The organism is Pseudoalteromonas sp. HL-AS1, assembly GCF_031198785.1.
GTDB classification, from domain to species: Bacteria; Pseudomonadota; Gammaproteobacteria; order Enterobacterales; family Alteromonadaceae; genus Pseudoalteromonas; species Pseudoalteromonas distincta.
This window is the reverse complement of the sequence record NZ_CP133570.1, coordinates 462,638-476,069: the sequence shown is the minus strand read 5'-3', so window position 1 is coordinate 476,069 and position 13,432 is coordinate 462,638. Positions and strand designations below refer to the sequence as shown.

Genomic DNA, 13,432 nt, shown 5'->3' with positions numbered 1-13,432 from the left:
GATTTGAGCTTTTATTTTTATCACTTTATCTAGCCAGTAAAATGTAAGTCTATGATTAAAAGTCATAAAACTATTATTTTAATCAGTAGCGATATCAGGGAAATAAAATTGCTACCGGTGGCATAAAAATCAAGTTATATCTAAAAAAGCGTATTGTCAAACCTAGTAAATTACATTTTTCATACTTCATTTACATTTTTTTCAGTAAAAGTACATTAAGGACTGGTTTAATTTTATTCAGCACCATGATTTAACTTGTTATTTGCCACCGGTGGCAGTTGGTGGTATGTTTATAACGACAACCACAATTAAGTAAAATTATTTTTTCACTCAATTACAAAAGATAATTTTATAAAGAGCTAAACTGATTTTTTAAAAACAATAAAGAGCGAGTAGAATGGGAAAATTAATAGCAGCAATATTTATCATGGTGAGTTTTTCAAGTATGTCAGCAACTACTAAAGTTCAGCTTTTTATGGCAGGGGATTCAACCATGTCAATTAAAGAAGTGAAGGATTACCCTGAAACAGGTTGGGGAATGCCCTTTAGTATCTTTTTTAATGATAGCATCGACGTTAAAAATCGTGCTAAAAATGGTCGTAGTACACGTACCTTTATCAGTGAAGGCTTGTGGGCGGGCATTATAAATGAACTTAATAAAGATGATTTTGTGATCATTCAATTTGGTCATAACGATCAGTCAAAACAGAAAGTAGACCGCTACACTACACCAGAGCAATATAAGCAAAACCTAGTTAATTTTATTGCTGAAGTAAGAGCAAAGCAGGCACAGCCATTACTGATGACCCCGGTAACGCGACGTTATTTTGATGAAAAAGGTCAGATCAAGGACACCCATCCTATTTACGCTGATATAGTAAGAGATGTAGCTAAACAGACAGGGGTCGATTTTATTGACATGGAACGGGTGACCCAACAGTATTTTCAAAAGCTTGGTGGGATCAACTCACGCTTACGTTTTATGCATATAGCACCTAACTTGCATCCAAATTACCCTATAGGCGTAGAAGACAATACCCATTTCAATGAACTCGGTGCTCGAGAAGTTGCTCAATTAGTATTAATAGAAATGAAAAAAATAAATCACCCACTCGTTAAGCAATTACGCATACCTGATCCAAAACATTTAAAATAAAAATAATTTTTATAAATCATATTGTTATGTTTGATACAGCTAATAACGTGTGTAGTTTATTTATGTATTGTAATTGCATTGAATGAGTGTAAGTGCATCTAATGCAATAATCACTCTGCACTTAGCTTAATAGACAGGATCAATTGATTAGTTAAAATCAATGATTGAATTAACCACCCAGCAGACCCATTAATGGAATGATGGTTAAATTATTTTGACTATCTTCATCACTTAATTAAAGGCAATGAGGAGTAAACATGTCTGGGTTATCTGCAATACCGTTTTCTTTACTTGAGCTTAGCCCAATGAAAGAAGATGCCACCGTCTCAAGTACTCTTGCAAATAGTGTCGCTTATGCACAAAAAGCTGATGAACTCGGTTTTAACCGATTTTGGATGGCTGAACATCATAATATGCCGGGAATTGTCTGCGCGGCAACCTCTGTATTAATTGGCCACATAGCAGGGCAAACTAAAACTATACGAGTAGGTGCTGGTGGCGTTATGTTACCAAATCACCCGCCACTGATTGTTGCAGAGCAATACGGCACATTAGAGAGTTTATACCCTGGGCGTATTGATTTAGGTTTAGGCCGCGCACCAGGTAGCGATCATATAACCAGTCGTGCTCTGCGCCGAGATGAACGACGCGCTGAAAACTTTGCCGATGAAGTCACTGAACTGCAAACTTTATTAGGCCCTTACGATGGTAGTCACCCTGTTCGCGCTATACCGGGTGAGGACACAAAAGTTCCGATTTGGTTATTAGGCTCGAGTTTATTTAGCGCGCAACTAGCAGCGCAAAAAGGGTTACCGTACGTATTTGCAGGGCATTTTGCACCGCGCTTTGTGCACGACGCAATAGCGCTGTATAAGCGCGAATTTAAAGCATCAGGCGTACTTGATAAGCCATACGTAATGCTTGCACTGCCTTTAGTGGCAGCAGACACCGACGATGAAGCGCAATACTTGTCGACTACTTCTAAGCAACGTGTACTCGAACTTATACGCGGTAATGAGCTGTGGTTAAAACCACCCGTTGAAAGTATGGACGGGTTATGGAGCGAGCAAGAGCGCGCTCATGTAGAGAACTTTTTAAGCCTAAGCGTAGTAGGCGGGCATGTAAGTATTAAACACAAGTTAGAGATGATAGCGAAACAGCTAGAAGTAGATGAGTTTATATTTACCAATGATGTGTTTGATAGTGAAAAACGCCACCGTGCACTCGAAATTTTAATGGAAATAAAACACTAAAATATAGTTAGTTAAGCAAGCGTACACTCTGGGCTTGTTAATATACAGACATCATCAAAAGTTAAACTTTTTTAACTCATTTTATTAACTTTAAGTGATGTCTGTATTTGTTATTTAAATATTAAAAGTAAATTTGATTTCTATTTTTAGTACATATTTTGCTTTATATACCGTTCTGTTTTTTCAATTGAACTGATTTAAATAATCAATTTTAAGATATCACTTTTGTTTTTATAATGTAGCTATTAAACCAGACATCATAAAATTAAAGGCAGGTACACCGTGAACTCTCTAAACACCGCAACAGCTAATTCAGTTAACAAAACAGCGCAGCCAAAAGTTGCTCTGATTGCTGAAGGTGGCGGGCAGCGAGGGATATTCACAGCTGGCGTACTTGATGCGTGGTTAGAGCAAAGCTATGACCCTTTTGATTTATTTATTGGTACTTCAGCGGGTTCACAAAACTTAACTAGCTACTTAGCGCGTCAAAAAGGCTACGCTAAACGCCTGATTAGAGGACTTTCGCGCAATAAGCGTTTTTTTCAGCTTGGTCGCGGATTAGTGGGTAAGCATATAGTTGATCTAGATTGGTACTTTGACAAAACCACTGAAGTAAACAGAGCTATAGATTTCAAAACAGCGAAAACTAGTTTAGGTGAGCGTGAACTACTTATAACAGCCACAAATGCACGAGACAGAAAAGCTTATTACTTATCGCCTACAGGTGATAGCAGTCAATGGCGTGATTTGTTAAAGGCTTCTAGCGCACTTCCGTTTTTATACAAACAAGGTGTAAAGTTAACACCTTGGTTAAACGCAAAAGCAGCGAATGAAACACATCTTGTTGAAGAACAAGCACAGAGCGATTTTTATCTAGACGGCGGTTTAGCCGCTCCACTCCCCGTGCGTGAGGCTTACAACCGAGGTGCTCGTAAAATTGTTGTAATAAGAACGGTTGACGCTAATTTTCAAGCGCAATCTGCATGGGTACAAAAGCTAAGAACATTTGCTATAGCATCAGGCTATTGTCCAAAAACATTGGACTACTTGATACAGCACGAAAAAGCGTATTTAGATGAGCTTGAGTTTATTGCAAATCCACCAAGTGATGTGGAAATAATACAAATTTTTGCAGACGAAAAACTGCATAGCAAATTATTAGGTAGTTCAAATAACGATTTACGTTTTGATCATAAATTAGGCTTAGCTGCAGGTCGATCTTATTTAGCGCAGCAAAGCCAATCTGAGATCAGCAATACGCATAATTACTCACAAAGCGAGTATCGTTACAATTAAGCCAATCGGATTCCCAAATCATGAATAATACTGCGACTAAAAGTTGCAGTATTATTCATTTAAATGCCTTTTATTTAAATGACACCCACCCTAATTTGTACATTTATCAACCTCTAGATTCTAATTGGAAGTGCACCACCTAATTCATTATAGACTTCATTTGGTGTTTTAAATCCTAAACATTTTCTAGGGCGATTATTTAGTTGTTCCTCTACTTTTTTTAATTGCTGATGGCTTACTTTGCTAAAGTTTGTTTTCTTCGGGTAATACCTTCTAATTAAACCATTTATTTGTTCTACAGCACCTTTTTCCCAGCTGTGGTAAGGCTCACAAAAATAAGATTTATTTTTCAAAATGGCTTCTACTTTTTTAAACTCTGTATTTTCAGAACCATTGTCATAAGTTATCGATAAACAAGCACTCGGTGGGTAAATAGATAGTTTTTTACATATTGCATTCGATGTCGCTAGAGCTTTTTAGATGGTAATTTGGTGATATGACACACTCTAGAAACTCGTTCAAGTAACACATTCAGCGCACATTTTCTGTCGTGAATACTTAAAACATTATAAATGGGTGTCATTTAAGTATTCTTTTAAATATTAAAAATAACTTAAGTTGATGAAAGCAATATGCTTGTTTCACTATTTAAAATACCGTCAATTTCGCGTACTTGCCTTAGCACTCCATCAAACTCACTTAAATTTGCAGCTTGAAGCTCTGCAACTAAATCCCATGCACCATTGGTGGTGTGTAATTTTATAAGCTCGGGTATTCCGCGCATTGTTTTAATTACTTGTGAGGTAGATTTACCAACGACTTCTATCATCATAATTGCGCGCACGGCTTCTGTTTCAATGTGTTCGTGAACGCGTACAGTAAACCCTAATATTGCGCCTGAGCTGACTAATCTGTCTAACCTATTTTGCACTGTCCCGCGTGATACATTTAAAGAACCGGCTAAAGCTGAAATAGAAGCGCGGCCGTCTTTTCGTAATTCAGCTATTAAAGCATTATCAAGAGAGTCATAAATATAGGGAGTCATAAATCAAACCTTTAAAAGAAGTTACTGACCAAAATACATAAATTGTACATAACCGCATAACAAAATGATAAAAATTAGTACTATTTGTGTGATTAATTGCCATATTAAATAGCACGTAGCCTCGCTAAACTTGTTTTAAATTAACTAATACATTTATTCAAGAGGTTTCAGCATGAGTCATTTTATAGCACAGCCAAAACAAGGCGTTCCATTTGTTAGCGTTCAGGCAATGGCTAAGCTTATAAATAGCTTAGGGGTCGAAAACGTTTTGCTAGATCTAACACATAAATTAGAAACCGACTTTGCCCGTTGGACTGAGTTTGATAAGTCACCTCGCTATGCAGCACACTCACCAGAGGGTGTAATAGAGCTAATGCCTGTAAGTGATGGCCAAATGTTCAGCTGTAAATATGTAAATGGTCACCCAAAAAACACCTTTAGAGAACTTCAAACAGTCGCTGCATTTGGTATTTTAGCAGATGTAGATAGTGGCTATCCGGTTATGATAAGCGAAATGTGTTTACTAACAGCACTACGTACAGCTGCAACTTCTGCAATGGTAGCTAAATATTTAGCACCTAAAAACTCAACAACCCTTACTTTAATAGGCAATGGCGCTCAATCAGAGTTTCAGGCACTCGCTTTTAAAGCGGTACTAGGTATTACGCATATTCGTTTATACGATATAGATAAAAGCGCCTCTAAAAAAGCATTTGCTAATTTAAGTGCATGCGGGTTAAACGTGGCTATTTGTAATAGTGTACAAGAGGCAGTAAAAGGGGCAGATATTATCACTACCTGTACTGCTGATAAAACTAACGCCACTATTTTAACAAATGACATGATCCCACAAGGTGTGCACATTAATGCCATAGGTGGTGATTGCCCAGGTAAAACAGAGTTAGATGCTAGATTGCTTGAGCGTGCTAATGTATTTGTTGAGTACGAGCCACAAACTCGAATAGAGGGCGAAATTCAACAAATGAGTCCAAGCTTTACAGTAACTGAGTTTCATAAAGTTATTAATAAGCAGTCGCTTGGGCGTACTAGCCAAGATGAATTAACCATTTTTGACGGCGTTGGCTTTGCGAGCGAAGACTTTACAGCACTGGTATTTATACGCGATGAGCTAATTAAAACGGGCGAGTTTGCTTTGCTTGATTTAATTACACAACAGGCGGACCCTCGTAATTTATTTTCAGTGCTTAGTGATCAACCATTAGTAAAAGAGCACGTGGCATGAGCGAAGTAAACCAAGCCCCCAGAGCTGTAGTGATGGTAAGGCCACATCACTTTACATCTAACCCACACACAATGCTCGATAACGCATTTCAAAGTGAATGCTTAGCACAAAATCAAAGTGAACAAGCATTTAAAGAAGTGACTAATGCCGTACAAATATTAAAAAATGAAGGGGTAACAGTTCACCTTTTTGAAGATGAGCAAACACACACTCCCGATTCAGTTTTTCCTAACAATTGGTTTTCAACTCATCAAAGTGGCCAATTAATAATCTATCCAATGTTTGTAGAAAACAGAAGGTTAGAATATCGAAAAGATATTATTGATTTTTTAACGGATCACTATAAAGTGTCTTCAGTGACTGATTATTCATTTTTATCGAAAGAAAATTCATTTCTTGAAGGCACTGGTTCACTGGTTGTCGATCATCAAAATAAACTCGCTTACGCGGTAGAATCAAAAAGAACTACCAAGTCGGTGGTTAATACAATATGTGAGCAATTAAAACTATCACCTATAGTGTTTAACGCATATGACGAGCAAGGAACTGCGGTTTATCACACTAATGTTTTAATGTGTATTGCTACAAAATTTGTAATGATCAGTTTAAATATGGTGCCAATTGAACAACGTGCACAGTTAGCTAAACATTTTTTGAAAAGCCATCATCAAGTTATCGATTTAACGCTTGAGCAAATTAATAACTTTTGTGGCAATGCTATTGAGCTACAGGGTAAAAATGGTCGTATTTTAGCCTTATCGCAAACTGCGTTTAATGCACTTACACCGGCACAAATAACAGTTATACAAAAAACGGCTAAGCTTGTGCCATTACCTATACCTACTATTGAGTCGGCTGGTGGCTCAGTTAGGTGCATGATTGCAGGAGTTCATTTGCAAAATAAATAATGTATAGTTTTAAGGCAGCTTAGCTGCCTTATTTGCATTAAATTTTTAGTCGATGTCGCAAGCAAATGCCGTTATACCCAAAAAAGGGTATTAATATAAAAAATATAAGAAGGAATTAGCAATGTTCGATACCGTCGTCAAAAGCGTAAACAACCTTTTATGGGGAGAAGGGCAAGTACTTATTTATATACTTTTGTTTACAGGGGTATGGTTTTCAGTACGACTAAAAGCAATTCAAATACTTAAATTTAAACATATGTTTAGCCTTTTAAAAGGCAGTAGCAAATGTAAAAAAAACGATATTTCATCATTTCAAGCGTTGTGTACAGGGCTTTGCGCGCGGGTCGGTACCGGTAATTTAGCCGGTGTGGCGGTTGCAATTTCACTTGGCGGCAGCGGCGCTATATTTTGGATGTGGGTTATAGCCATATTGGGTATGGCTACAGGCTTTGCCGAAAGCGTACTTGGGCAAGTATATAAAGTGCGCGATAGTGGCGGTGAGTTTAGAGGCGGGCCTGCGTATTATATTCAACAAGGTTTGGGTAGCCGAGCATTCGCAATTGTGTTTGCCGCGTGTTTGTTTTTAGGTTACGGATTTACGTTTAGCGCAATGCAAACTAACACAATTACCGACGCACTTAACTACGCGTTTGAAGTTCCTACATTTTATTCAGGCCTAGTTATTACCGTATTAGCGGGCTCAATTATACTCGGTGGCTTTAAAGCAATTGCCCGATTTGCAGAGCGTGTTGTGCCAATAATGGGCATTGTGTTTGTACTTGCGGCGGTAATTATTACGATTATAAATTTCACGCAAGTACCCGCCATGCTTAAAGATATATTTTTATCAGCGTTTGGTTTACAAGAAGCAGGCGCCGGTGCAATGGGCGCTGCGATTAAAAACGGTATTCAACGTGGTTTATATTCTAATGAGGCCGGTGCAGGTAGTGTGCCGCATGCTTCAGCAAGTGCCAGCCCAATTCCTAATCACCCTGTAACGCAAGGTTACATACAAATGCTAGGCGTATTTTTCGATACAATCGTACTGTGTAGCTGTACCGCTGTGATCATTTTATTGGCCGATATAGACATAAGCGGTGAAATGGAAGGCATTCGTTTAACACAAAGCGCGATGACTGCTCACTTAGCACAAGGTGGTGTTTACTTTGTAGCAGCCGCTATAACCTTATTTGCTTTTACATCGGTGGTGGCAAACTACGCCTATGCAGAGAGCAACTTGCACTTATTTAAGCTCGACAACAAAGTAGGGCGCGGCATTTACACTTTGCTTTATTTATCAATGATGTTGTGGGGCGCGTCGGCCACATTAAAAGAAGTCTGGGATTTAGCCGATATTGCCTTAGGGTTAATGACAGTGGTTAACGTTATCGCTATTATACTGTTAACGCCGACTATTTTGTCTGTTACGAGCGATTACCACGCACAAAGAGACAAAGGTTTAGAGCCCGAATTTAAAGTAAAAGATGTAAAAGTACAGGGCAAATGCGAAGACGGCATTTGGGATTAATTCACGTACTTTAAGCACACTTAACTATAAAAAGCGGTTTTATGGCAACATGAAATCGCTTTTTGTTTTGCATAAGTATTCACTTTCAGTGTTGTAGAAATAACAGAAGCAACCAAAATAAAAGGCACAATTTTTTAGATGATCGAGATTAACGCAGGGAAAACAGCGGCTAAAATTATTAACGAACAGGGCTTTAAACCTGAACTTTTCACCTCTTTTTTAGGTGCAAGTGGTGGGCCAAAGTGGTTTACCTTATTTGGGTTGGATAAGTATATTTTTGGTGAATTTTTTAAAAACCGAACCCGGCCACTTAATTTAATTGGCTCATCTGCCGGCGCTTTTCGCTCTGCGTGTTTTGCACAAAACGATCCCGTTGCTGCCATTGAGCGCTTAGCAAAATCGTATTCGCAAACCCGATACTCAAGTAATAAACCAACACCAAGTGAAATAACAATAAAAGCGCGCGCATTACTTGAAGATGTTTTTGGCGATAACGGCGTAACCGAAATTATAAATAACCCAATATTTAAAGCGCACTTTATAGTAGCAAAATCGAATGGCTTTATTGCCAGCGAAAATAAAATAATACAACTACTGGGTTTATCAAAAAGTTATATGCTAAACCGCGTTAACCGAAAATTATTAGGCTCACAGTATGAGCGTTTTATATTTGGCCCAGCAACAAGTGACTTATCAATTACCGACAGCTACAATTTTAAAACGCAAAACATAGCGCTTACTCAAAATAATTTAAAAGATGCATTACTTGCATCGGGTTCAATACCACTTGTTATGCAAGGCATAAAAAATATTGCAGGCTCGCCGCAAGGAATATATCGCGACGGCGGAATTATCGATTACCACTTTGATTTAAAAATTAATAACCCAGGCTTAATTTTATATCCGCATTTTAATAGCGATCCAAAAGCAGGGTGGTTCGATAAAAATTTAAAACGTAAAGTGTCACCACTTAATTATGACAATGTAGTGATGATCACCCCATCAAAAGAATTTGTAGCGAGCTTACCCTACGGAAAAATTCCAGATAGAAACGATTTTACCGATCTTGATGCAGACACGCGTATTAAATATTGGAATATAGTTTTTAGTGAAACAGAAAGGCTAGCTGAAGCGTTTGATAAAAAGTTAAAAATGTTATTAATTTTTAAAAATAAAATATAGTTTTATTAGTTGCTATAAGAAGTCAGTTAACATAATTAATTTTAATCGTGTTAACAGACTTCTTCTATAACATTTAACCCAAGCTTTTAAAGTCGTAAGAATAGATGTAAATGGTTATTTAGATATCTCTTCAATGTACTCCTGAAGTTTATTTTCAGCATTATCCTTACCAAATAGAATTTGGCAGACTTCATGTAAACCAGGATCTGAAAGAATATCTTCTTTTCTTACAACCAGTGAAATTTTAGAACGTCGACGTAAAAAATCACTGAGTTTAGTTATCATTTCCCGCTCAGCAGCGTGTTCAATTTCCACACGTAAGTACTCCGAATTCTTAATAAGGAGTTCGCCTTTTTCAGGTGCTTCACGAATTTTTTCTAGCATGTTAATCGCATTTCTGCCGTAACGTCTCCAAAACCGCTTACTAAGTACCTCTGTAGATGTTTTAGGTGTTAAACCATCCAAATTCATTAATTTTGCACGATGCATGAACTCATTTTTAACGGTGTCGTCAGGTTCACCGTACCATTTGTAATCTTCATAAGGTAACTTAATACCTAATCCAGTGACTAAATCAGCCACTTCATCGCCTACATTAATACAATCTGTTAGTTTTCCGCCAAAGATAGAAAGATATTTTTGATCACTATTTGTATCTATAGCGTGCTTGCGTGATAATTGCACCCAGTCAGCCTTACCATTACCGTCTTTTTTAATTGCTAATGGTCTAACTCCACAGCGCTCGGCTATAATATCACTTTTTGTAATTGGCTTTTCTAACTCTAATAATTTGTTAGCATTATCAAGCACAAAGTTTCGATCCTCATCAGTCACTTGTGAGTGCGGACTATGAACTTGTGTATCGGTTGTACCAATACACGTTTTTGGGCCCATGGGGATCACAAAAAACAACCGACCATCATCTGCAAAAAACGTCAGTACTTTGTTACTGTTAGTTACCTTATCAACAATAAGGTGAATACCTTTTGAAAATACATGGTGATGTGCTGTGGTTTGACTATTTGTATTGTTAATAGGATCAACAAATGGGCCTGCTGCGTTAATAATAACTTTAGAGCGGATAGTAAACTTCTCTTTAGATATCTCGTCTACTGCATTTGTAGTCCAAATATCATTAGAGCGAGTAGAGCCCTGCGAACTTACGTAGTTAGCGGCAATACACCCATGGCTCATACTAGAGCGAATAAAATTGAAAACAAAACGAGCATCGTTATCCAATAAAAAGCTGTCTGAATATTCAAATCCAGCCTCTACATTTTTTGTGTTAATGACTGGCTCTGATGATTTTATTTTTTTTGCATTGAGGTATCTAGGAGATTTAGTAAAAAAACGTCCCATAAACCAATAGAGAATAGTACCTAAATAAACAAAGAATGCCGGAAATCTAAAGCCTTTTTGGATACTTGTAAAAAAGCGAATTTCTTTAACAGTAGAAGGATAGCTACGCATTAAATGGTTTCTACTTTTACAAAGTTTATTAACCAAATTATATTCATGACTTTCTAAATATTTTATGCCACCCCAGGCTAAATTTGATGAGTTTGAACTAGTGAAACCGGCAAAATCACCTTTGTCTATCAAGGCAACTCTAGCGCCCTTAGCGGCTAAAGCGGCAGCAGATACAGCACCGTTAATACCCCCTCCAATAATCAAAACATCATAAATATCTTGGGGAAGTTTTTTAATATTGTTGTCTCTAAGTTGACTCATTTGTTGAATTACCTATTTTAATATCAAGCTATTTAGACCAGCTCAATTAAATTTAAAGTATTAATGTCCTAAACGGTATTTATCGTGCTATCAAAACTTATACTAGGCATGCAGGTAAGTAAGTATACGAGTAATAATAAAAATACTTTCGATATTTTTATTATTTAACTCAAGATTTGTTACCCAACATTTAAGTACTTGATACAAGTAAGCCTTCAAACGAAATCAAAAATTAATTGATCTGATTAACAAGGATGACCAAGCTACTGCAGATAACTATTGTATTTTAAGACTCTGAATAGCTATAACAGTACGAAGTTATTATTTACTTCGGTTTTCTTTTTATTAAAAATAACATTTAATAACGAACATTTGCAAACATTAAAGTACATAAATGAAAATTAGTCTAGCTATATCAAACCCACCGTAAAGCAATAAAAAACTTAGGAGTTTAATTTTTTCCGCTATAGTTTTTTGACACCCCATTAAATCAATAGTTACTACGGCGTTTTGATATCCGATAAATCAAGCAAGGCTGGGCCAGTTGGAGGTATATTGTTAGCTATCTTTATTTTTCTTGATACAACAGCTATTGCCGGCTGAAAAGCGCTTGTTATATCGATTGTATGTCTCTTTGGTTTCTTATCATTAAAGCCAAAATTAGTTGACCACTACATACCATCTATGGCTATAACGCCAACGTTTGTTGCTATATGTGCAGCCTGTGTCCAACGTATAAAATTTTGTTATAATATCTATCCTATTAAAAGCATGATCATTTTATCTTCTTAAATAACTCTCTACGTTAAAAATTATTAATAGCTGACAGAATAGGGGCAGGAGGGGGAGCAATACAGGAAAATGCAGAGAGCAATTGGAGATAACAACTCTATGTCATAATTTTTCTTTGTTATCGCGCTATAATAGATCACTAATTTAATACAATAGGTATGACTTTTCAGATGATATAGGTGAATAGTACCATCTATAGTGTTGTGGACTGGAAGACTACTTTCAAATGAGACATATTTTTCAAGCAAATCAATCTCATTATTAGCAACGTATTCAATGTTTTTCATCCATCTTCGGTGCAGATCACACCTACAACGAGAATGAATAAGATAGCATGAAGCTTATATTCGACTTTAGATTGGAGTTATTCGTCGGATATTATTGAAAAATGTTCATCAAAAATTAATTGTATGGGACTTCTATTTATAAGAAACCTATTCGATCATGCTGTAGCTAAAATGGAAAGCTCATGATTTCCCCATGATGAGGGAAAATCTATTTAACTGTTATGTTAAGCTTTTACCGAGCGATATGCAGTTCGACATCGTGCTCATTGAGTAAAGTAAGTATACTTTCGGGTGGCTGAGCATCGGTAATAAAGTTATCTGCCTGTGAGATATTACCTAATTTTACCATCGCATACCGACCGAATTTAGAGTGATCTGCAGCAAGTAAAACTTTACGTGAATTTTCAATGATTGCCTGGGCTACGCGCACTTCACGATAGTCAAAATCAAGTAACGCACCATTTTCTTCTATGCCACTAATACCTATAATGCCAAAATCCATACGAAATTGTTTAATAAAATCCTCTGTGGTCTCACCAATAATCCCGCCATCTCTGTGCCTAACTTCTCCACCTGCGATAAGTACAGAAAAATCTTTCTTAACACCTAATATAACCGCAACATTAAGATTATTAGTTACAACTTTCAAATTTTCATGACCAAGAAGTGCTTTCGCGATTGTTTCTGTTGTAGTGCCTATGTTTATAAATAAGGAAGAGCCATTAGGTATCATACGAACTACATGCTGTGCTATTTTTTGTTTAGCTTCTAAGTCCATGATTTTTCTAGTTTGATATGCTGTATTCTGAATGCTTGAAATGGCACTAGCGCCGCCATGATGACGTCTCAATTTATTTAAATTAGCAAGATAAGCCAGATCTCTTCTTATTGTTTGTGGTGTAACTTCATAATGACTTACTAGTACTTCAATAGAAATTGAATCTCTTTCTTTTAATAATTTTAGTATGGATTCGTGTCTTTGGTCTTGAGTCATTTTTTTCGCATTTTAAA

At 36.8% G+C, this 13,432-nt stretch carries 11 protein-coding genes; 7 read left to right on the top strand and 4 right to left on the bottom strand.

All coding sequences use genetic code 11. From position 1 onward, the window contains the following. The first annotated feature begins 397 nt into the window (after positions 1-397). The 3 genes from RB214_RS19060 (at position 398) to RB214_RS19050 (ending at position 3,705) form a co-directional block, all read left to right on the top strand. A complete protein-coding gene (locus RB214_RS19060) occupies positions 398-1,156 on the top strand; it encodes a rhamnogalacturonan acetylesterase (RefSeq protein ID WP_309169147.1) in 759 nt (252 codons plus the stop codon). A gap of 257 nt (positions 1,157-1,413) precedes the next feature. After that, on the top strand, positions 1,414-2,409 hold the full coding sequence (locus RB214_RS19055; RefSeq protein WP_309169146.1) for an LLM class flavin-dependent oxidoreductase: 996 nt from the start codon (positions 1,414-1,416) through the stop codon (positions 2,407-2,409). A 282-nt stretch (positions 2,410-2,691) separates the two neighbouring features. Further along, positions 2,692-3,705: a patatin family protein gene (locus tag RB214_RS19050; RefSeq protein WP_165742679.1), complete on the top strand. Its 1,014-nt coding sequence runs from the start codon at positions 2,692-2,694 to the stop codon at positions 3,703-3,705. 113 nt (positions 3,706-3,818) lie between these two features. Here the strand turns inward: RB214_RS19050 and RB214_RS19045 are convergent, their stop codons facing one another. Both RB214_RS19045 and RB214_RS19040 read right to left on the bottom strand, forming a co-directional pair. After that, positions 3,819-4,139, bottom strand: a complete 321-nt coding sequence (locus RB214_RS19045) for an IS30 family transposase (RefSeq protein WP_309169463.1) — start codon at positions 4,137-4,139, stop codon at positions 3,819-3,821. A gap of 179 nt (positions 4,140-4,318) precedes the next feature. Continuing rightward, positions 4,319-4,750, bottom strand: a complete 432-nt coding sequence (locus RB214_RS19040; RefSeq protein WP_007377579.1) for an Lrp/AsnC family transcriptional regulator — start codon at positions 4,748-4,750, stop codon at positions 4,319-4,321. Positions 4,751-4,922: 172 nt separating this feature from the next. Between RB214_RS19040 and RB214_RS19035 the strand changes: the two genes are divergently transcribed. The 4 genes from RB214_RS19035 (at position 4,923) to RB214_RS19020 (ending at position 9,611) form a co-directional block, all read left to right on the top strand. Then, entirely contained in the window at positions 4,923-5,993 is a 1,071-nt protein-coding gene (locus RB214_RS19035; RefSeq protein ID WP_309169145.1) for an ornithine cyclodeaminase, read from the top strand. Continuing rightward, positions 5,990-6,901 carry a citrulline utilization hydrolase CtlX gene (gene ctlX, locus RB214_RS19030; protein WP_165742682.1) on the top strand — a complete coding sequence of 304 codons (912 nt, stop codon included), beginning with the start codon at positions 5,990-5,992 and terminating at the stop codon, positions 6,899-6,901. Before RB214_RS19035 ends, ctlX begins: the two co-directional genes overlap by 4 nt. 121 nt (positions 6,902-7,022) lie before the next feature. After that, on the top strand, positions 7,023-8,429 hold the full coding sequence (locus RB214_RS19025) for a sodium:alanine symporter family protein (protein ID WP_024609079.1): 1,407 nt from the start codon (positions 7,023-7,025) through the stop codon (positions 8,427-8,429). Between the two features lie 138 nt (positions 8,430-8,567). Beyond that, positions 8,568-9,611, top strand: a complete 1,044-nt coding sequence (locus RB214_RS19020; RefSeq protein ID WP_309169142.1) for a patatin-like phospholipase family protein — start codon at positions 8,568-8,570, stop codon at positions 9,609-9,611. A gap of 114 nt (positions 9,612-9,725) precedes the next feature. Here the strand turns inward: RB214_RS19020 and RB214_RS19015 are convergent, their stop codons facing one another. Both RB214_RS19015 and RB214_RS19010 read right to left on the bottom strand, forming a co-directional pair. Further along, positions 9,726-11,342: a glycerol-3-phosphate dehydrogenase/oxidase gene (locus RB214_RS19015; protein WP_309169140.1), complete on the bottom strand. Its 1,617-nt coding sequence runs from the start codon at positions 11,340-11,342 to the stop codon at positions 9,726-9,728. A gap of 1,311 nt (positions 11,343-12,653) precedes the next feature. Next, positions 12,654-13,415: a DeoR/GlpR family transcriptional regulator gene (locus tag RB214_RS19010; protein WP_309169138.1), complete on the bottom strand. Its 762-nt coding sequence runs from the start codon at positions 13,413-13,415 to the stop codon at positions 12,654-12,656. Positions 13,416-13,432: the final 17 nt, after the last annotated feature.